Origin of the sequence: Paenibacillus sp. VCA1 (assembly GCF_031583795.1) — a bacterium.
In the GTDB taxonomy this organism is placed as follows: Bacteria; Bacillota; Bacilli; order Paenibacillales; family Paenibacillaceae; genus Paenibacillus_AQ; species Paenibacillus_AQ albilobatus.
On the sequence record NZ_JAVLSX010000003.1, the window covers coordinates 532,846 to 552,348 of the forward strand.

At 50.5% G+C, this 19,503-nt stretch carries 17 protein-coding genes and 1 tRNA gene; 2 read left to right on the top strand and 16 right to left on the bottom strand.

Annotation, left to right across the window (positions count from 1 at the left end; genetic code table 11):
* Positions 1-241: 241 nt before the first annotated feature.
* The 10 genes from RJP21_RS08950 to rpsF form a co-directional block, all read right to left on the bottom strand.
* Positions 242-3,334, bottom strand: a complete 3,093-nt coding sequence (locus RJP21_RS08950) for an alpha-mannosidase (RefSeq protein WP_310859015.1) — start codon at positions 3,332-3,334, stop codon at positions 242-244.
* Positions 3,334-5,637, bottom strand: coding sequence for a glycoside hydrolase family 3 N-terminal domain-containing protein (locus tag RJP21_RS08955; protein ID WP_310858973.1), 2,304 nt, complete (start codon positions 5,635-5,637; stop codon positions 3,334-3,336). Before RJP21_RS08955 ends, RJP21_RS08950 begins: the two co-directional genes overlap by 1 nt.
* 33 nt (positions 5,638-5,670) lie before the next feature.
* A complete protein-coding gene (locus RJP21_RS08960) occupies positions 5,671-6,588 on the bottom strand; it encodes a carbohydrate ABC transporter permease (RefSeq protein ID WP_310858974.1) in 918 nt (305 codons plus the stop codon).
* Positions 6,589-6,612: 24 nt separating this feature from the next.
* Complete coding sequence (locus RJP21_RS08965; protein ID WP_310858975.1) at positions 6,613-7,542, bottom strand: ABC transporter permease; 930 nt, start codon at positions 7,540-7,542, stop codon at positions 6,613-6,615.
* A gap of 83 nt (positions 7,543-7,625) precedes the next feature.
* Positions 7,626-9,116 (bottom strand): ABC transporter substrate-binding protein, encoded by a 1,491-nt coding sequence (locus RJP21_RS08970; RefSeq protein ID WP_310858976.1) that lies wholly within the window; start codon positions 9,114-9,116, stop codon positions 7,626-7,628.
* A 353-nt stretch (positions 9,117-9,469) separates the two neighbouring features.
* Positions 9,470-10,993, bottom strand: coding sequence for a response regulator transcription factor (locus RJP21_RS08975; protein WP_310858977.1), 1,524 nt, complete (start codon positions 10,991-10,993; stop codon positions 9,470-9,472).
* Positions 10,986-12,821 carry a sensor histidine kinase gene (locus RJP21_RS08980; protein ID WP_310858978.1) on the bottom strand — a complete coding sequence of 612 codons (1,836 nt, stop codon included), beginning with the start codon at positions 12,819-12,821 and terminating at the stop codon, positions 10,986-10,988. Before RJP21_RS08980 ends, RJP21_RS08975 begins: the two co-directional genes overlap by 8 nt.
* Before the next feature lie 340 nt (positions 12,822-13,161).
* Positions 13,162-13,434: a 30S ribosomal protein S18 gene (gene rpsR, locus RJP21_RS08985; protein WP_036710728.1), complete on the bottom strand. Its 273-nt coding sequence runs from the start codon at positions 13,432-13,434 to the stop codon at positions 13,162-13,164.
* A 21-nt stretch (positions 13,435-13,455) separates the two neighbouring features.
* Positions 13,456-13,935, bottom strand: coding sequence for a single-stranded DNA-binding protein (ssb, locus tag RJP21_RS08990; RefSeq protein ID WP_160043059.1), 480 nt, complete (start codon positions 13,933-13,935; stop codon positions 13,456-13,458).
* A gap of 50 nt (positions 13,936-13,985) precedes the next feature.
* Positions 13,986-14,270: a 30S ribosomal protein S6 gene (gene rpsF, locus RJP21_RS08995; RefSeq protein ID WP_160043060.1), complete on the bottom strand. Its 285-nt coding sequence runs from the start codon at positions 14,268-14,270 to the stop codon at positions 13,986-13,988.
* A gap of 205 nt (positions 14,271-14,475) precedes the next feature.
* Between rpsF and RJP21_RS09000 the strand changes: the two genes are divergently transcribed.
* Entirely contained in the window at positions 14,476-14,670 is a 195-nt protein-coding gene (locus tag RJP21_RS09000; protein ID WP_160043061.1) for a YjzC family protein, read from the top strand.
* 399 nt (positions 14,671-15,069) lie between these two features.
* Here the strand turns inward: RJP21_RS09000 and RJP21_RS09005 are convergent.
* The 4 genes from RJP21_RS09005 to RJP21_RS09020 all read right to left on the bottom strand — a co-directional run bounded on the left by RJP21_RS09005 (position 15,070) and on the right by RJP21_RS09020 (position 16,639).
* Positions 15,070-15,160, bottom strand: a tRNA-Ser gene (locus tag RJP21_RS09005).
* Positions 15,161-15,219: 59 nt separating this feature from the next.
* The gene (locus RJP21_RS09010; RefSeq protein ID WP_310858979.1) at positions 15,220-15,447 is read right to left on the bottom strand and encodes a DUF951 domain-containing protein; all 228 of its coding nucleotides are present in this window, start codon (positions 15,445-15,447) and stop codon (positions 15,220-15,222) included.
* Positions 15,448-15,463: 16 nt separating this feature from the next.
* Positions 15,464-16,372: a mechanosensitive ion channel family protein gene (locus RJP21_RS09015; protein WP_397386195.1), complete on the bottom strand. Its 909-nt coding sequence runs from the start codon at positions 16,370-16,372 to the stop codon at positions 15,464-15,466.
* Between the two features lie 12 nt (positions 16,373-16,384).
* Complete coding sequence (locus tag RJP21_RS09020; RefSeq protein WP_160043064.1) at positions 16,385-16,639, bottom strand: putative Se/S carrier protein; 255 nt, start codon at positions 16,637-16,639, stop codon at positions 16,385-16,387.
* A 113-nt stretch (positions 16,640-16,752) separates the two neighbouring features.
* Here RJP21_RS09020 and yyaC point away from each other — a divergent pair, with 113 nt between their 5' ends.
* On the top strand, positions 16,753-17,358 hold the full coding sequence (gene yyaC / locus RJP21_RS09025; protein WP_310858980.1) for a spore protease YyaC: 606 nt from the start codon (positions 16,753-16,755) through the stop codon (positions 17,356-17,358).
* Here yyaC and RJP21_RS09030 read toward each other — a convergent pair.
* Both RJP21_RS09030 and RJP21_RS09035 read right to left on the bottom strand, forming a co-directional pair.
* Positions 17,339-17,833 carry a DUF4446 family protein gene (locus tag RJP21_RS09030; protein WP_160043101.1) on the bottom strand — a complete coding sequence of 165 codons (495 nt, stop codon included), beginning with the start codon at positions 17,831-17,833 and terminating at the stop codon, positions 17,339-17,341. The two genes, yyaC and RJP21_RS09030, sit on opposite strands and share 20 nt — an antisense overlap.
* A gap of 92 nt (positions 17,834-17,925) precedes the next feature.
* On the bottom strand, positions 17,926-19,083 hold the full coding sequence (locus tag RJP21_RS09035; protein ID WP_310859017.1) for an aminotransferase class V-fold PLP-dependent enzyme: 1,158 nt from the start codon (positions 19,081-19,083) through the stop codon (positions 17,926-17,928).
* Positions 19,084-19,503 lie beyond the last annotated feature (420 nt).

Consider the following 19,503-nt stretch of genomic DNA (forward strand, 5'->3'; position numbering starts at 1 on the left):
GCTCCTTTATAGCTTTATAAATGAATCAATTTCATAATGGATTAAATATCCGATAATATATCGTCTTGATTAAAGCTACTAACGGTATGAAATTGATTCAAATGAAAATGAAATAGTAAGCATATTGTTTTATCGTAAATGAATCAAGTCGTAAGACCGGCATTCCCGCGATGAAGCTATGCAAGCACCTGCATATCCTATACGGGAACCCGGCACTGAAAAACGCTATACATCCTGTCGGTTACCGGAGGAGTACGGTTTTAATCTCAAACGGAGCAAAAGACAAGGTCAGGCGATCTTCCTTTCGTTCCAGCTTCTGAGCGGGCTCTTCCAGCGCATTCGAAAGGTAGGCTTCCTCGAAAGCATAAGGCCATTGCAATTCGACCTGCTCCCGTCCGCCGGAAGATTCATAGAACCGCAGGATAACGCCTGCGCCGTCTTCGGCCGGTTTCACCGTATCCAGCACGACATGGCGGCTATCAAGGGAGATGAGCGACTGCGCGGCAGCGCGTGTTCCCTGCTTGCCTGCTTGCAGCGGCAGCACAGGCATCTCTTGGTTCAATTCCGCTGCATGGCGGACCGTATGGGCGTTTCTCCAGTCGCCGCTGTGCGGAAGCAGCGAATACGTAAAGTCGTGCTCGCCAAGATCGGCGGTTGCATCCGGCCATTTCGGCGCACGGAGCAGGGACAAACGGATCGTGCTGCCCTGAACGTCATAGCCGTATTTGCAGTCGTTCAGCAGGCTGACCCCGTATCCATGCTCGGATACGTCCACGAAGCGGTGACCGCATACCTCGTATTGCGCCTGTTCCCAGCTGGTGTTGCGGTGCGTCGCCCGTTCCAGCGATCCGAACGGAATTTCATAGGTCGCCTTTTCCGTCACCACGTCGATCGGAAAACCTACTTTCAGCAGCTTGTGCGCTTCATGCCAGCTGACATGCGTTTGAAAGTCGATCCGTGGATCATGATGATAAAAAATGACGTCCTGCGTGATTTCGGATTGGCCGATCCGCCAACGGAAGCGGAGCACGTCCTTGGTACGTCCCGACAAAACCAACCGTTTCTCAAGCAGTTCAGCTTCCCCGGCCGGCTGCTGCTCGTACCGGGTATCGATATCCCATGCATCCCATAACGTCGGACGGTCATGGAAAAAGTGGAACCGGTTCGCGCTTTCGCCCGATTTGACGATCTCCCGTCCGGATTTTTTGTCGAACAGCCTGATGATTTCGCCGCTTTCATTAAAACGGGCAATGTAATAAGATGTTTCCCATGTATCTCCGAACGTGGCCGCGTCTTCCGTTTTTTGAGAGGATGACGTGTCCGTTGCGTCCTTCAGCCATATCGTCTTATAGCCAAATGCGGGAATTTCCGGAACATGGACGGATACGCCGTGCTCGACCCGATCGGTTTCGAGCCTTGTACCGTATTCGTCATAAGCCTCCCATGCTCCCTGCTGCGTTTCAATGCGGATCGTGGCGCTTCGGCTCCAGCCCAAGCTGTTGAACACGGCATACGGGCTTCCATCCTGCCCGGTCGTGTCGATCGCCGCAGCGATTGCCTGAACACCCTCCTGCAGCCCCGACTTCCCTTTATTGAAAATTTCTCCGTATTCTTTATCGGAGGTTTCGTACGTTTCCGTAATGGCAGAGCCCGGAATAATATCGTGGAACTGGTTCAACAGTATGAGCTTCCAGCCTTCATGAAGCTGCTGCAGCGCGGCTTCCCGCTTCGATGCGGCCATGTCCGGCTGCCCCAACGAATTCCATATTTCCGCTTCCCGGTATAACGCTTCCGCTTTTCGGTTGTTTCGTTTGTTGCGGGCATGGGTCGTATAGGTTCCCCGATGAAGTTCGAGGTACAAGTCGCCACGCCACGTCGGCAGCACGGGATTCGCTTCGGCAATGCCCTCAAAAAACCGCGCCGCGGTGCTGTAGCGGCTTGCCGGTTGCCCAACCATCAGTTCGGAGCGGTCGATATATTCCAGCATTTCGCGGGTCACGCCGCCTCCGCCGTCTCCGTGTCCGTAGAGCAGCATCTGCTCGTTATGCCTGGATTTTTCCCGGTAAGACTGCCAATGATCGTGGATATCCTTCGGCAGCGTATGTTCATTGACGCCATGGTTGAGGTAAGACAAAATCGGCGTTCCGTCGATGCCCACCCAATGGAACAAATCATACGGAAACAGGTTGGTGTCATTCCAGCCCAGCTTGGTCGTCATGAAATAGTCCACTTTTCCGTGCTTTAAAATTTGCGGCAGCGAGGCGCAATACCCAAACGTATCGGGAAGCCATTCGATATTCGACGTCTTGCCGAATTCCTCCTGATAAAAGCGTTGTCCATATAACATTTGGCGGATCAGGGATTCGCCGCTCGGCAGATTCAGGTCGGGCTCGACCCACATGCCCCCGACGAGTTCCCAACGCCCTTCCGCTACGCGCGCCTTCACCCGCTCGAACAGCTCAGGATCGTTGTCCTTCAAAAAGGCGAACAGAAGCGGTTGGCTTTGCGCATACCGATACTCCGGATATTCTTCCATCAGCCTGTCGACGGTCGAAAACGTCCGACTGGCCTTTCGCACCGTTTCCCGCACGGGCCACAGCCAGGCAATATCGATGTGCGACTGGCCGATCATATGCTCCAGTCCTTCGGCGTTTCCGCCGATGTCCCGGACTTCCCGTCTTAACTCGGTTTCGATGTCGGCAATCCCGCTGCCTTTGCGGATCGCAGCCGCATCCAGGTTCACGTATCGGTCCATGGCCCGGTACAACGCTTCCATCAGCCTCACTCGCCGGAAGTCCTCCTGCGGCAGCAGCGCGGTGGAATCCCGAACGATCGTAACGGTATACATCAAACTTTGTACCGCCCGATTCGGTTTGACGAGTTGGCTTGTAATCGAAGTGATCGGGGGCTGGATCACAGCCTGTTGGTTCAGCGGGTCCACGGGCTCCGGCACCGGATCAAAAAGCTCAATCTCCAGCTCCGGGGATTCACCGATGACGCGCGGATCCAGCGTAACGTACGTATGGTTCCGGTCCAGCCCTTGATAGGATGCTCCGTTGACGCGGAGCAATCCTTCTCCGCCCGACTTGAACACAAGGCCAAATGGCTCTTGCGTCCATTCGGCCGGTAGTTGCAGCTTGGTTTTAAAAAAGTAGGTCGTCCCCTGCTTGCTCGGAAACGAGTTCAATCCCTGCCCTTCCGGATAAGGGGCCGAATTCTCGTATTCGCCTGGCAGCTTATAATAAGAACGAGTAATTTCCCAGTGACGGTACTCCATTTGCTCGAGCCACTGGTTTTCCGACAGTTCGCGGATAAAACGTCTGATCCGTTCCATCATCCATCCTCCCGTACAGTCAAAGACGTACTCAGCGTATCGTTCACGTTCCTTCCGATGTGGACTTGGAACAGGCCCGGCTCAACAACGGGTTCCATATCCCGCCCAATGTACTGCAGTTGCTCTTTTCCTATTTCAAAAGAAACCGTTTTGGTTTCTCCCGGCGCAAGCTCAACCTTGGCGAACCCTTTCAGTTCCATCAGCGGCCGGCTGGCTTGGCTGACGACATCCGAGATGTAAAGCTGAACAACCTCGGCTCCGGCCATGCTGCCGGTGTTGGTCACATCCACCGATACGACCGCCGATTCGTTCACTCCAATGGAATCCTTGGTCATTTTCAGGTGATCATAACCGAAGGTCGTGTAGCTGAGTCCGTATCCGAACGGATACCGTGCTTTCGAGTCTTCCTCCAAATACCGCTTGCCGCGCGACCGTTTGCCGTTGTAATAGACCGGAAGCTGTCCGACATGCTTCGGAACGGACACGGTCAGCCGGCCGGACGGATTGACGTCACCGAATAAAATCCCTGCGACCGCATGTCCCCCTTCCTGTCCGGGGTACCATGCTTCCAAAATGGCGTCGGCATGCTCGTCGATCCACGGCTCGGCGATCGGGCGCCCGTTAATGTAAACAACGATGAAGCGTTTGCCGAGCTTATGGATCTCCTGCATCAGCTCAAGCTGCACGCCGGCAAGGCCAAGCGTCATGCGATCGATCCCTTCGCCGCAATCCATGTCGTTCCATGAGTTGTCCGAAACCTTCGAAGCCCCCGTTCTCAGGTCGATGGTCCCTTCTCCAAAATCGCGGGCGCTGGAACCGCCTACCACCATCACGACGGTATCCGCTTGCTTCGCGCAAGCCAGCGCGTATTCAAAGCCCTCCCGGTCATCGCCTTTAATACGGCATCCCGGGGCGTAGAGCACGCGCTCAGACTCTTTCGCTAGCCTTGCCCGGATTCCCTTCAAAACCGTCGCCACTTTTTCCGGCGGCTGCGGCGACGTGTAATCGCCCAGCTGGTTATATCCGGCGTCGGCGTTTGGTCCGATGACCGCAATTTTGCCGCTGCGATCATCCAGCGGCAGCGCTCCGTTTTCGTTTTTAAGCAGTACGATGCCTTCCTCGGCAAGCTTGCGCGCCAAACCCAGATGCTCTTCGCTGCCGATAACGCGCTCGGCCCGCTCGGGATCGACGTAAGGATTGTCGAACAAACCAAGCTTGAACTTCAGGGTCAGCACCCGAAGCACCGCGCGGTCCAATACTTCGACGTTCAGCCGGCCTTGATGAAGAGCCTCAAGCAAGTAACGCCCAAACATTTCGCCGGACATTTCCATGTCGATGCCCGCTTCAATCGCCTGAACGGATGCGTCCAGGCCATCCTCCGCCACATCATGCCCCGCAGCCAGCATGTCGATCGCCCCGCAATCGGTGATGACCAGGCCGTCGAATCCCCATTGCTTCCGCAGCACTTCTTCCAGCAGCTCGGTATTGACCGTGCATGGCACGCCGTCAATCTCGTTGTAGGCGGGCATGATCGACGCCGCACCGGCTTCGACGGCCTTTTTGAACGGATACAGGTCGACTTCCAGCAGCTCGCGCCAGCCCATATGCACCGGACCGGCGTTGCGTCCGCCCTCGGAGCTTCCGTATCCGGCAAAATGCTTCAACGTCGCCGCTACGCTGCCGTCGCTGTCCAGACGTTCCCCTTGAAGCCCCTGAACCGCCGCGGCGGCAAACTCGCCGATCAGGTACGGGTCTTCGGAGAAACATTCCTCGGTTCGTCCCCAACGCGGATCACGCACGACGTCAAGCACCGGAGAATAAGTCACCGCTCCCCCTTGGGCGCGGGTTTCCGCTGCTACCGCGTGGCACATGTCGCGGTACAGTTCCACGTTCCATGTGCTGCCTAGCAGCAGCGGCACCGGGAATACCGTGTTATCGATCGCCATATGCCCGTGTGAGCATTCCTCCCCGATCAGGATCGGAATGCCGAGACGCGAATGTTCCATGGCGTATCGCTGGATTTGATTGACGGCTTCAGCCCCTTCTTTGGCCGACAGGCCGTTTTCCAATGTGACGCCGGTCCACGGATCGGCGCGCAAAACCCCGTAGAGGGAACCTACGCCGCCGTTTTTCACCTGCTCTTTGAACGATTCCGTCAATGTCACGGCGCCGTCTTTATATTCATAGGTTTGCCAGCCGAACGGTTGCACCAGCTGGCCCACCTTTTCTTCCAAAGTCATCAGGCCTAGTAAATGCTCGGCCCTTTTCTCAGCCGATTTCGTCGTGTCCTTATAAAGCAACATCTCCACTCTCCCTATCCGCTTATAGTGATGTTGTTATTCTTTTACGGCACCTACGGTCAAGCCTTGAACAAAGTAACGCTGGAAGAACGGGTATGCAAAAATAATCGGCAATGTGGCCAGAACGACCATCGCCATCCGGGACGTATCCTGCGGAATCGACTGCAGCGCCGCCATGCTGAGCGAAGTATTCGCCGAGTTTTGCTGAATGAACTGAATGCTGGATTCGATCCGCATGAGCATGGATTGCAGCGGCACCAAATTCGGATTGTCGATGTACAACAGGGCATTAAACCAGTCGTTCCAGTAGCCGAGCGTGCTGAACAAACCGATCGTTGCCAAACCAGGCAGGGACAAAGGCAGCACGATGCGCAAGAAGATGTAGAAATCGCCCGCACCGTCGATCCGTCCCGACTCGATAATCGCCTCAGGAACGCTGGTGCTGTAAAACGTCCGGAGAATCATGATATAAAAGGCATTCATAGCAAGCGGCAAAATAAGTGCCCATAAACTATCTTTCAGGCCAAGCAGCTGCGATACGACCATGTAAGTAGGAATCATACCGCCGTTGAACAGCATGGTCAAAATAGCAAATATGGAGAAAAATCTACGATAGCGGAAGCTTTTCCGCGAAATCGCGTAAGCGTATAGCGAAATCAAGATCAAGCTGACGATCGTACCTACCACGGTCACAAGGATCGTTACCCCGTAGGAACGGAGCAGCGTATCCCCGCTTTGAAATACGAACCGGTAGGCTTCCAAGCTCCATTTGGCCGGGAACAGTCGGTAGCCGTCCGTCGCCAACGTTTTTTCATCCGTTAAAGAGATGATGACGACGAACAAAAATGGAAAGACGCATATGAAGGCAAACAACCCCGCGATGATGTTGAGAACGACGTTCCAACCAGGGGACACATGATGAAAATCCCGTTTTTTTCTGACGACCTTCGCCATAATCTGACACTCCTTTCAAATCTTTTAGAACAGGGCGCTGTCTTTGTCAATTTTACGCACGACAAAGTTGGATACGATGACAAGAACAAAACCGACGACCGATTGGTAAAGCCCTGCAGCCGTACTCATGCCGATTTCCCCTGTCGTTTTCAGACCGCGGTATACGTAAGTGTCGATTACGTTCGTCACCGAGTAAAGCGTACCGGAGTCTCTCGGAACTTGATAGAACAGACCGAAGTCGGCATAGAAAATGCGGCCCACCGCAAGCAGCGTCATAATGATGATGATCGGCGAAAGCATCGGAATCGTGATATTGCGGATTTGCTGCCATTTGCTGGCGCCGTCGATCATGGCCGCTTCGTAAAGGGATTTATCGATGCCCATAATCGAAGCCAGATACACGACGCTGTTGTAACCGACCGACTTCCACAAACTGACGAAGATCAATATAATAGGCCAGTATTTAGGATCCGAATACCATTGAACGGGCTCTGCGCCAAACCAGCCTAGAATCTGGTTCAGCATGCCGCGGTCCATGCTCAGGAAGCTGAACGCAAAATAGCCGACGATGACCCAGGACAGAAAATACGGGAGGAACATGCCGGTTTGATATATTTTGGCCATCGTTTTGCCGACGAGCTCGGACAGCAAAACGGCCATCGCAACGGAAAGCACGAGTCCTATAAAAATAAATGCGATGTTGTACAATAACGTATTGCGCGTAATGGTGTAAGCATCGCTTGTGCTGAACAGGAACTTGAAGTTGTCCCAGCCTACCCATTTGCTGTTGAAGATGCTGGCCCAAAAGCCGTCGCGGCTAAAACGGTATTGCTTAAAAGCGACGATCGTACCCACAAGCGGCAGATAGGAAAAGAAGAAAAACCATATCGCACCGGGCAGCACCATAAACAGCATGACTTTGTTCTTTAAGAGGTTTTTAAAAAATGCAGCCATCGTGTTCCCTCCTGAATGTTGAAAAATGAAAAAGGATCGGGCGATATGATCACCCGCCCGATCCCAAAAATGTCGTTCAATTGTTACTTGTTATTTGCGGCTCTCCACTCGTCGAGCTGTTTTTGGGCTTCGGCAATGACTTTGTCAAGACCGGCTTGCTTGAAGGCAGCGATTGCTTTCGGCAGGTAGGTTTCAGGGTCTACGGTACCGGTCATCAGGGATGCCCAGAATTGTTCTTTCACGTTTTGAACGGCAGCCATTTCGGTTGCGACTTTCGTGCTGTCGAAGTTAAAGCTCAGGATTGGAGAATTTTTACCCGATGCGTTGAACTTCTTGAATTGATCCCATTTGTCGTCCGGATCATTCGGATTCAGGTACAGCAGCATGTTGTTGCCCAAAGAGTAAGACGGCATGTCGTAGTTTTTGGATTCCGGAAGGTTTTCCATATGCTTGTCGTCAACCTTCTTGTAGTGAACGCCTTCGATACCGGAGTCGACCATGTTGCGAAGCACAGGATCCGTATTCAGCAGGTTCAGGAATTCCATCGCTTTTTCAGGATGTTCGGAGTTGGCCGAAATCGCCATGATCGAACCTTGTACGGAAGTGTTCGTAATGATCGGATCGCTTGCCGGCGTCGAAACGACAGGATATCCGTAGCTTGCAGACCAGCTATTGTCGGCCAGCGGCTGAGTTTGCGCGCGGTCCATGAACCAGTTGCCGGAAGTCATCAGATCGTTCGTGGAACCCGTCGTTGCAGCTTCAGGCGCTACATAACCGGCTTGATAGTATTTGTGCATCGTTGTCAGCGCTTGCTTCATTTCAGGCGTTTCAAGGATGTCGACGATTTTGTAATCCGTCGTGTCCAGCTTCACCGCCATCGGCAGGTTCTGAATAACGTAATCATAAGGAACGTAAGGCACAAACTGTTTGTCCATCGCGAATGGCGTCACGCCAGGCTCTTTTTCCTTGATCGTTTTCAGAAGCGGCTCGATGCTTTCCAGCGATCTTACGTTCGTCGTGTCGATCTTGTATTTGTCTAACAGATTTTTGTTAAAGCGCCATACCTCTTGTTGAGGAAGCTCTTTGTTGGCAGGAATGCCGTAGTTGTGGCCGTCGACCTTGGAGCCTTCCAGGAAAGCAGGGTCGATCGTTTCCTTGATGCCTTTTCCGTATTTTTCAAGCAGGTCGTCAAGTTCCATGAACGCGCCTTTTCTTGCGTTTTGAACATAATCGAATCCGCCTGCCGACGTGAACATGATGTCCATTGGCTCGCCGGATGCTACGTTAACCTGCATCTTTTGCGCGTAATCGCCCCAATCGACCATTTTCATCGTAACGGTTGCGTTGATTTTTTCTTTGGTATATTTGCTGACTTCCGCCATGACCTTGTCCACGTCTTTTTGCGGTGTTCCGATGGTGTACCAGATCAGGTTGACCGGTTTGTCAGAACCTTTTCCTCCGGAACTGGAATCGCTTTCGGCGCTGTTACTTCCTCCCCCACAGGCACTGAGGACAAGCGTCAAGGCCGTCAACATGGCCAGTGCGAACGAGAAGCTTTTTTTACCCTTGCTCATGATATATCCTCCCTTTTGAATGCTTCGCGCATCTCTTCCCGACCCGACCTCGGGCGGGCGCCAGATTCTTTTCTCTTTATAAGCGCTCTGGCTTGTCTGTACTAACTAAGTTAACCTTACCGGATGAAAGCAGTTTCAAAAAGAAGATAAACTTAATAAATCAGGGTACAAATTAAAGAAAAGATTCGATTTTTGCATGATTTTGTCAAATTATCTGAAACCGCTTTTAATTCCCGCTTCGCCGCAGATGATAACGCTCTTAATTTCCCTGAAAACAAACAAAAATACTCTGAATGCAAGCGGACCCGAATATTGATGCAAAGTCCATTTTCATCCAGAGTATGCAGTCTTGGTTACCCCAAGCTTTTATAATCCGTCGGGGAGATCCCGACATATTTCCTGAATTGTTTGTAGAAGTACCCCGTTTCCCAATAACCTACGTTTCTAGCGATTTCGTGCACCTTCAAGTTCGTGTTTTTCAGCTGTTCCTTTGCTTTTTCGATCCGGTATTTATTGATATATTCCGCAAACGATTCCCCGGTTTCCTTATGGAAAAGCTGCCCCAAATAGACCGGATGGATATGGTATTGCGCGCCAAGCGTCTTCAGCGAAAGTTCATCGGCATAATGATTGTGAATATAGCTGAGCACCTGGCTGACCACCGGATTTTTAACATCCTGCAGCAGCGACGACACCGTCGCTTCGGCGACCGATTGAAGTGAAGCGACCAGATCGTCGAATGTTCCGCTGTTTCGGACGTTTGTCAGCCCTATTTTGAAAATATCCGACTCGTCCGTATGTTTGATCTGTTCCAGTTCCATCTTGAACCGGATGACCAGCTCCAAACCTGCGTTGCGAAGGTCTTCCGGCCGAACGCCCTCCATCCCCTGCATTTTCAAAAAATCTTCTTTGATTTTCCGCTCCAAACCTTCAAGATCTCTGGCCAAAATAAGCTTGCCGTAATCCTCCCAATGGATCGATAACCCGCGATCGCCGCCTTCGCTGCTTCCTTCAAGATTTCCGTAATCCAAGATGATCCGGTCAGGATACACCATAAAATACTCCAAGGTTTTTTTTGCCTGCTTATAGCTGAGCGAAGCTTCCTCCGGAAGCCGGACCACGCTGCCGATCCCGATTTGGACAGGGACGTTCAATTGCGCAAGTTCTTCCGAAACACGTTCCAGCAATCTCGTAAAGCTCTTTTTCCCTTCGGTCCAATGCTGCATGCCGCCGATCCAAACCAGGTCGCCATCCACATCGCGGAAAGACGTGATTCCTTCCGATTTGCTTAACTCTTCGTCGATTCGGTTCAAATCCTCGGTCGTTTCCCCTTTGGCCCGAATGACGGCGGCAATCAAATACGGTTGTTCAAAATCAAGCCCCAGCAAATCGGCCCGTTCCCGAAATTCGGCTTCGCCGATTTGTCCCGTCAGCCACCGGTAAAGCGTATTGTCCTTTAAAATCTGCTTATCAAAGGCGCCGTACAGTTCACTCGATTTCATGCTGTTCATTTTTTCCACCGTATTGCGCAGCGTGGACTCCAGCTCCTCCACGTTGATCGGCTTCAGCAGGTAATTTTCGATCCCCAGCTTCATACCCTCTTTTAGATAGTCGAATTCATTAAAGCCGCTGAGTATGATGACCTTGAGCTCTTGGTGGAGTTTTCTCGCTTCAGCGATCAGGCTGAGGCCACCCATCACCGGCATGGAAATATCGGTAATCAGCAAGTCTGCCGGGATCGATGCCAGCGCCTCGAGCGCCTGCCGCCCGTTCTCCGCGTGCCCGACGATTTCCAGCCCAAACGACGCCCAGTCCAAAATATCGTACAATCCTTCTATGATAAACGGTTCGTCATCCACAATAAATACTTTATACATGTTCAGCATCCGTTCCTTCCCGGCTCGGATAACGTACGGTAATGACCGTACCTTCACCCGGCCGACTTTCAATCTCGATTCCGTAGTCAGGTCCGTACAGAAAACGCAGGCGGCTGTGAACGCTCCGGAGTCCAAACATTTTGCCGCTTTCCTCCGGATTCTCCAGCTCCTCCCGAATTTCATTCAAACGTGCCGGCTCGATTCCTTTTCCGTTGTCGCTTACTTTGGCGATCAGCATATCGCCTTCTTCCCTGATCTCGATCGACAAGCGGTTATCGTACCTCTCCGTTCGTATGCCATGAATGATATAGTTTTCTATGATGGGTTGGAGCGAAAGCTTCATGACCGATTTATCGGCGAGCTTCGCATCGTAGGCAATCGTATAATCAAACTTGTCCTTATACCGTATTCTAAACAGCTCAAGATACAGCCTGCAGGTTTCCAGCTCGTCTTTAAGCGTGTAATTTCTTTTTTGCTGCACAAGGCTTTTGAACAGAACGGACAAGCTGTAGATCATCTCCCCAACGTCTTTCGCTCCCTGGGAAATCGCTCTCATCCGGATAACCTCCAGCGTGTTGTACAGAAAATGGGGGTTGATGCGCGCCTGAAGCGCGACAAGCTCCGTCTGTTTCTGTTTAATTTCCGCCTTATACACCCGTTCGATGTACGCATTCAGCTCATCCAGCATATCGTTGAAGCTTCGCGAGATTTGCCCCAGCTCGTCCTCGCGCGGATCGTCGATTCTGGCGGCGAAATCGCCGTTTTTCACTTTTCGCGTAAATTTGATAATCCGGTTGGTCCGATTGGCAAAATTGATAATGAACAACGCCGGAAATAGAACAGCAAACAAAATACAAATCGCGCTGATCGTAATGATCGTTTGCCGAACGCCCGAATAGCTGGATTCGATTTCATTTTTCGGAACGGCGCCGATGACCACATATCCTCCTTCGGTGGATATCAGCTTGTTTATATACATGCTTTCCCCGCTTTTGGTCTGCCCTGCGTGTGGATCATCAAAAAGCGAATCCGTGATATCCACGTATGGATAGGTCTTGCCGTAGTATTTTCCCTCCGAATCAAATAATACGCTTCCCGATGAAGAAAGAACGACGATGCTTCCTTTGTAGCTGTTTTTATAGGTTTCAAGCGCATTCAAAATGCCGTTCGAGTCGAGATACACCAAAAACTGGCCGGCATTTTTCAACTGCTTGTTATTGATGGACACTCTGATCGCGTACAACTCCTTATCCCATTGATCGGCCGCTTTACGCACCCAAACATTCGGAGCCGTAATGCCTTTCGTATCCATGGCCATAACCTCGGGAATATAGGAATTGGCGTAATTGGTGGAGAGCTGCTTAAACTGCTTGTTTGATTTAAAAATAGACAGATATTGATGTTCAGACCCGTACAGCATAATGTTCCGGATATCGCCGTTTTCATCCATAATATTTTGAAAATATTGAAGCGCGTCCGTTGAATAACCGTTTGTTTGAACATTATACTGGTCCATGCGGTGCTGTACGTATTCAGCATAAGGATTTTCCATTAAAAAAGAGATGTTGGAGAACAAAGTTTCATTCCGATACATATCCCTTGCGATATTCTCTACCGCATTTTGCCGATTGTCGATGTACCTGCTCACGCTTTCCATGGCCGCTTTTTGATTATCCAGTTCTTTATTTACGATCGACTGCGACAATGAGGAAATCATCAAGTATGACAATATAACAATCGTCATAATGGCGATGAAAGTGAAGATCAAAAGAATCTTCATGAACATATTGTTTTTAAAATAATTTCTGTATATTCTTCCGATTCCCATGAAGGTTCCCTCCTGCCGCTAGTCCATCAGAACATACGCTGATCATTTTCTATTATATCATAGGCAGGGTCGAACGCCTTCTTCTACGTCCACGGTCCGGTGCCTGTACATTTTAGGGGATCATGGATCTTTGTGTGTACGTGTTTGCAGATCCCGATCTTGAAATCTTTATGTAAAATGGTCATTGCCCGGGAAATTTATAAATTTACACGATTTTCCAATGGCAGCAGCTTTAGAATAACCCTTTCGTAGATCGTTACGCGGCTTTGAAAGGCGGTTAAAAAACAAAAGACCAGTATCCTGGTAAATCCAGAATACTGGTCTTCTATGCCTAACGGAATTATTCCGTTGTGTATGGCAGCAAAGCGATTTGACGGGAGCGTTTGATTGCAATCGTCAGCATGCGTTGGTATTTTGCACTCGTGCCGGTTACACGGCGAGGCAAAATTTTTCCGCGTTCGCTAATAAATTTCTTAAGCAGATCGGTGTCTTTATAATCAATGTGAGTAATTTTGTTCACAGTGAAGTAGCACACTTTACGACGTTTGTTACGGCCGCCGCGGCGAGCCGGTCTTTTATCGTTGTCTCCGCCTTCTCTTTGTTTAAAAGCCATGCTGTTCAGTCCTTTCCGTAATTAAAATGGCAAATCATCATCCGAAATATCGATCGGTTTTCCGTCATCGAAAAAAGGATCTTGATTGGAATTGTTCCGGGAGTAATTGTTATTCCCGCGGTTTCCGCCTCCAGAAGAGGAATCCTCACGCGGTCCTTGACCGCCGCCGCTGCCGCCTTCACGGCTCGATTCCAGGAAACGTACGTTATCGGCAATGACTTCAGTGACGTATACGCGTCTACCTTCGTTATTCTCGTAATTCCGCACCTGGATGCGACCTTCAACGGCCGTCAAACGGCCTTTGCGCAAGTAATTTGCACAGGTCTCAGCAAGCTGTCTCCAAGTCACCACTGGAATAAAATCCGCTTCCCGTTCTCCGCCTTGCGACGTAAACGGTCTGTCTACAGCCAGTGTGAACTGCGTTACAGCAACCCCTGCAGGCGTGTAGCGAAGCTCAGGATCCTTGGTCAAACGGCCAATTAAAATTACACGGTTCAACAATCGATTCCCCTCCTTCGAACGAATGGATCACTTTAGCCGAAGCTCGGAACTTAGGCAACGTCAAGAGTGATGAGATAACGAATAACTTCGTCAGAAATTTTCATGATACGCTCAAGTTCTGCTACAACATCTGGAGTTGCAGTAAAGTTAACCAGAACGAAAGTACCATCACGGAATTTCTTGATCTCATACGCAAGACGGCGTTTGCCCATCACTTCATGCTTCGTGATTTCCCCACCGTTGGAGATGATGCCTTGGAATTTTTCGACTGCAGCTTGAACGGCTTCTTGTTCAATGTCCGGACGAATAATGTACATCACTTCATATTTGCGCATATTTTTCACCTCCTTATGGACTTCGGCCCCTGATCGCGTCAGGAGCAAGGAACGAGTCTAAACTCGCACCATATTAATATATCAAAACGCCCGCCCGAATGCAAGCCATGCTTGAATTGGCAAAAATAACGGCGCACATGATTCCTTCCGATGTGCAAACACTACAGAAGCAGTCCATTTTCATTTCGATAAGGAGGGTTATGCCATGGGTGAAAAAACCGAATTCGAACCCGGCGACAAGGCGCCGAACCCCGGGGTATACATGGAGGTCGGGGAAGTCAGCTTCCATACCGAAATCCAAAACCCGAAAATGATCACTATGGAGCGCGGCGAAACGTTCCCGGAAACGACAAACAAGGACCGGAAGTGGAAAAAGAAAACGAAAGCAAAGGTCCACTAAATTTTTTCGCAGATCATGCATAACCTGACGCTAAAATGCAGATGATACAATTAGACGGTTACGAGAGAGGTGTGGTTCCGTTGGGCCTGAGCTGCGTAACAAATCACTGGAAGTCTGAAACAGCATAACTAAAAGAAGCGAGGGGACGTGCCAAAGACATTTTGTCTGGAGCAATGGAAATTGCTCCGCGGCTTTATCCGAAGTTTCAATGACGTTTTGTTGTAGAACGAATTCCAAAATCCATTGAGTAGCCGTCTGCCAAACAGGAGGACCTTCGGGTTCTCCTTTGGTTTTTATTCAGAAATTTGCCCGACAACGTAAAAAACCTTCGGCGATGACGGAGCCAAAGGTTTTGTCCAATTACGTTAATCTATGAAGTATGTTTGATGAAAAAGGGAATGGCGGAAAGAGAGGGATTCGAACCCTCGCACGCCTTGCGACGCCTAACTGATTTCGAGTCAGCCCCCTTAGACCTCTTGGGTACCTTTCCGCAGCAAGACTTATTTTATCACAAGACAACAAAATATGCAATAGCTGATTTACAAATGGTTACTTTTCGTTTGATTCCGCATTTTTCTCGCTTACATCTTTGGATCGAAGCACTTTTTTCATGTTTTTCTCAAACTTGGCACGGGGAATCAAGACGCTGTGCTGACATCCGACGCACTTGATTCGAATGTCCATTCCCATACGGATGATTTCCATTTCGTTGCTGCCGCATGGGTGGTTTTTTTTCATTTGCACAATATCGCCGAGTTGAAATACTTTCCGTTCCATCCTTTATTCCTCCCCTTTATTCTTCCGAAGCCGCCATTTCGTTTAGCGCTTGCTGCTGTCGTTCTTCAGCCTCCAAAGCCTGTTTGATATGCTCCAAAATGTCGCGTTCCACTTCCGCTCTCGTATTCGGCTCGCACCGCGCCACAATGCGAATCACGTACTCGCTGGTGTTCATCGACTGAATGCCGAGAACGTCGGGCACCGCAATGAGATTCGGGTTTTCCTCCTGCACGCCTGTCAGCGATTGCTTAATCAAGCCGACGGTATCCTCCAACGACCGTTCGTTTTTCACCGGCAAATCGACCATTGCGAGCGCATTGGACAAGGAAAAGTTCGTCACGCTCGTTATCATCCCGTTAGGTAAAATATGCGTCTCTCCATTCATGCTTACGATTCGCGTGGAGCGCAGCCCGATCACTTCAACCGTCCCTTTGTAGGTCCCCGTCTGGATGACGTCCCCTACGGCAAACTGATCCTCCAATATGATAAAAAATCCCGTAATGACATCCTTCACCAAGCTTTGGGCGCCAAAACCGATGGCCAGACCCAGCACACCCGCGCCTGCCAGCAGCGGACCAAGCTTGAAATTGAATTCCGACAGGATCAGCAGCACCATGACAAAATTACACGTGACAGCCGTTATGTTTTTCAAAAGCTCGCCAACCGTGGCAAACCTGCGGGGATTGACATTGATCCGGCTCTGCTGGTGCCGTTCCAGCGACCGGTCGATGATTTTGGAAACGACTCGGATGGCGATCCGGGTCACGATAAATAAGACGATGATACGGATGCCGGCAAACAAAACATTTGTCCACATATCCACATTTGTAATCCACGCCAAAAACTTGTCGCTAAACTTCAAAGCTTTATTCACAGCCCCTTCCACTTCGCCTTCGGTGGTTTCAAGCCATTGTGGATGAATCATCCGGTCTACCCCCTATCTCTCGATGCTTATATATCTATCATGATTGTCCTTGTAGTAGATTCCTCTGATCTCCACCTGCTCCTGCACAATGATTTGCTGTACGGAAGCCAGCTCCTCTTTCGGAAATTGGATCGATAACGCGCATCCCGCCGTAATCGTCTTCGGCGTAGGGCATAAATCGATTTCAATATCGGCATACTCCAACAGCATTTCCGCCCGCAGCGCCTGCTGCGTCGAATCGAAAGCCATTAACATCCATGACTCCATTGCAAGATTGCCCGCCTTTTCGTTCTAATAAATTGCTTGTCCTTAGGAAGTATAAAAATGCGTCCCCATCCATATACTAGATACTACCAATCGCATTGTGAAAGGAAGATTCTATGACACAGCTGTCCAAGCCTTCACAAAACCAGCAGCTTTCAAGCTTAAAAATACCACATACCGACCCTGAAATCCATTCCGCTATCATCCATCGCCTTTTGTTTTATTTATCCCAAGCCGAAGAACGGCAGCCTGTCGTCGTCGTATGTATCGGCACCGACCGTTCTACCGGCGACTGCCTTGGCCCTTTGGTGGGGACTGCACTAGCTCGCTACAACAGTCCCTGGTTTCATCTGTTCGGCACGTTGGACGAGCCTGTTCACGCCGTCAATTTGCAGGAAACGCTTTCGACCATCCATGGCTTGTATGACCGCCCTTTCATCATCGGCATCGATGCTTGTCTCGGACAATCCTCAAGTGTTGGCTGCATCCAGGTCGCAAGCGGCCCTCTGAAACCCGGCGCAGGCGTACATAAAGAATTACCGCCGGTTGGCGATATCCATTTGACGGGTATCGTTAATGTCGGCGGCTTCATGGAATATTTTGTGCTGCAAAACACGCGTTTAAGTTTGGTCGTACGTTTATCGGAAATTATTGCGTCCAGCCTACATTCGGCGATCCAGGAATGGAAGTCCCGCTCCGCCCTTATTGCGAAGCTAGATTGATTGCCTCCACTTCTTCCGGGGACAATGCATACGATGACTCGCCGGCCGCAAGCGGTTTGGCATATACATAGGAGCTGTCACGGCTGTATAGGGCTGAAATGACAACTCCATTTTTCTTTTCATCCACAATCGCAATCGAAAAGCTTAAGTCGCTGCCTTGGCCGCTAAACGCATTGTAACGTTTAATACCGACCTTTCCTTTGGTCTGCTGCAGTTTGTTTAGAACGGTTTCCAGCGTCTTGCGCTGCTGCTCCTGTTCATCCTCAATCGAATCCATCTGCACTTTCAGGTCGATGAGCAGCGTTTCCAAATTGTCCACGCCGCTGCCCGCCATCATCAAATCGTATTTCCGGCGCATTTTTCGGAGCTTCGCCCCTTGTGTCAACACCATTACGAGCAGGATCAAAATGAGGAGTGCGCCTCCGCCGATAAACCACTGCAGCTGCTCCAAGATTAAACTATTCAAGTCCGACATTGCTGTTTTCATTCCTTTTCCTCATTCTTGATCACTTTCGTTTTTCCCTTATTTTTTTCAAACCGTCCTTATACCTATCCTTCTTGTGAATTCTACGAAAGTTTGCTGCAAATTTCCCTCACGGCATCAATTACCGCGTCCGCTTCCTCGTGCGTGTTGTTCGCCCCGACGCTGATCCGAACCGCACCCGTCTGCAGTGTGTCAACAGCCTCGTGCGCCAACGGCGTGCAGTGCATGCCGGCCCGCACAGCGATCCCGTATTCCCGGTCCAGCTTAAAGGCGATTTCGCTGGAATCTCTTTCCGTTGAAACGAACGACACAATTCCGGTTCTCGGCTGTCCCGCTTCCGGACCCAAAATCCGAATTTCGGCAATGCTCTGAAGCCCTTCCATGATCCGTTGGGTCAACTCCCACTCATGCTCATAGATCCGCCGCGGGGTGAGCTTCAGCACCTGATCGACGCCGGCCTTCAGTCCGGCAATGCCAGGCGTGTTCGGCGTACCCGCTTCGTAGCGATCCGGACGAATCGTCGGCTGCTCCTTCTCCTCCGATTGGCTTCCGGTCCCTCCATGCAAAAGAGGCTCCAATTCAACCGTGGGGGATATGTACAACCCTCCCGTTCCCTGAGGTCCAAGCAACCCCTTATGCCCGGGAAATGCCAGTAAATCGATGTTCATTGCCGAGACGTCGATCTCCAAACAACCGGCGCTTTGCGCAGCATCAACCAAAAATACGGCCCCATAGCGGCGGGCAAGCTCCCCGATTTCGGCGATCGGCAACAGGCTGCCAAGCAGATTGGAGCTGTGCGTGCTGACGACCAGTTTGGGCCGTTGTTCCAATGCAGCTTTCAGCTTTGCCATATCCAGCTGTCCTTGGCCGTTAACCGGAATATAGTCCACCTGCACGCCCGCCACCCGTTTCAAGTATTCCAGCGGCCGCCTTACGGAATTATGTTCGACCATCGTAGCCACGACCCGGTCTCCGGGCTGCAGCAATCCTTTTATCGCCAAATTCAACGCTTCGGTTGTATTATACGTAAATATGATGTCATTTTGGTTACGAACCTGAAACAGTTGGGATAATACCTTTCTCCCTTCAAACAAAACCCTACTCGCTTTTACCGCCATTTGATGGCTTCCGCGCCCCGGATTGGCCGCCGCTTCCTCCATCGCCTTTTGCATCGCTTGCAGCACTTCCGGAGGTTTCGGCCAGGAAGTGGCTGCATGGTCCAAATAGATGAACGGTTTCATGATTGCATCCATCTCCCTTATCTTTTTCATACAGTGCTGCCCGCCTAACGTATTGCAGATCGATTAAATCGAGCAAATTGCTCTTGAGATCATAGAGCCGTATGCAACTTTAAAACTTGCCCTACGTTTCTATCGTCCCAAGAAAAATCCCTACCCGTATCATTCATAGAACAAAGACACTATGAGCAACCGCCTATCCCTTTGCCCCGCAAGCGTTACTCCGAGGAAGCATCCAAATTTACCCATTGGGAGGGCCTTGATTGAAAATATATCCGCTGCGTTCAGGACTCTTGAAAAATGGTATCTGCTCGACTTTTCCTCACCATGTGTTTCTCCAAAACGCGATGTGGCGTTATATGATGGAGACCTACCACATGAATCGATCCTTTCAAATCCAACAACAGAAGAATTCCTATTCAA

Bases quoted from the DNA above. Each gene is read 5' to 3' on its own strand.
- RJP21_RS08970 (WP_310858976.1), bottom strand. From the start codon at position 9,116: ATGAGCAAGGGTAAAAAAAGCTTCTCGTTCGCACTGGCCATGTTGACG.
- RJP21_RS08955 (WP_310858973.1), bottom strand. From the start codon at position 5,637: ATGTTGCTTTATAAGGACACGACGAAATCGGCTGAGAAAAGGGCCGAG.
- RJP21_RS09015 (WP_397386195.1), bottom strand. From the start codon at position 16,372: ATGATTCATCCACAATGGCTTGAAACCACCGAAGGCGAAGTGGAAGGG.
- RJP21_RS09000 (WP_160043061.1), top strand. From the start codon at position 14,476: ATGGGTGAAAAAACCGAATTCGAACCCGGCGACAAGGCGCCGAACCCC.
- RJP21_RS08975 (WP_310858977.1), bottom strand. From the start codon at position 10,993: ATGTATAAAGTATTTATTGTGGATGACGAACCGTTTATCATAGAAGGA.
- rpsF (WP_160043060.1), bottom strand. From the start codon at position 14,270: ATGCGCAAATATGAAGTGATGTACATTATTCGTCCGGACATTGAACAA.
- RJP21_RS09020 (WP_160043064.1), bottom strand. From the start codon at position 16,639: ATGGAGTCATGGATGTTAATGGCTTTCGATTCGACGCAGCAGGCGCTG.
- RJP21_RS08960 (WP_310858974.1), bottom strand. From the start codon at position 6,588: ATGGCGAAGGTCGTCAGAAAAAAACGGGATTTTCATCATGTGTCCCCT.
- RJP21_RS09030 (WP_160043101.1), bottom strand. From the start codon at position 17,833: ATGTCGGACTTGAATAGTTTAATCTTGGAGCAGCTGCAGTGGTTTATC.
- rpsR (WP_036710728.1), bottom strand. From the start codon at position 13,434: ATGGCTTTTAAACAAAGAGAAGGCGGAGACAACGATAAAAGACCGGCT.
- yyaC (WP_310858980.1), top strand. From the start codon at position 16,753: ATGACACAGCTGTCCAAGCCTTCACAAAACCAGCAGCTTTCAAGCTTA.
- RJP21_RS08950 (WP_310859015.1), bottom strand. From the start codon at position 3,334: ATGGAACGGATCAGACGTTTTATCCGCGAACTGTCGGAAAACCAGTGG.
- RJP21_RS09035 (WP_310859017.1), bottom strand. From the start codon at position 19,083: ATGAAACCGTTCATCTATTTGGACCATGCAGCCACTTCCTGGCCGAAA.
- RJP21_RS08965 (WP_310858975.1), bottom strand. From the start codon at position 7,542: ATGGCTGCATTTTTTAAAAACCTCTTAAAGAACAAAGTCATGCTGTTT.
- RJP21_RS08980 (WP_310858978.1), bottom strand. From the start codon at position 12,821: ATGGGAATCGGAAGAATATACAGAAATTATTTTAAAAACAATATGTTC.
- RJP21_RS09010 (WP_310858979.1), bottom strand. From the start codon at position 15,447: ATGGAACGGAAAGTATTTCAACTCGGCGATATTGTGCAAATGAAAAAA.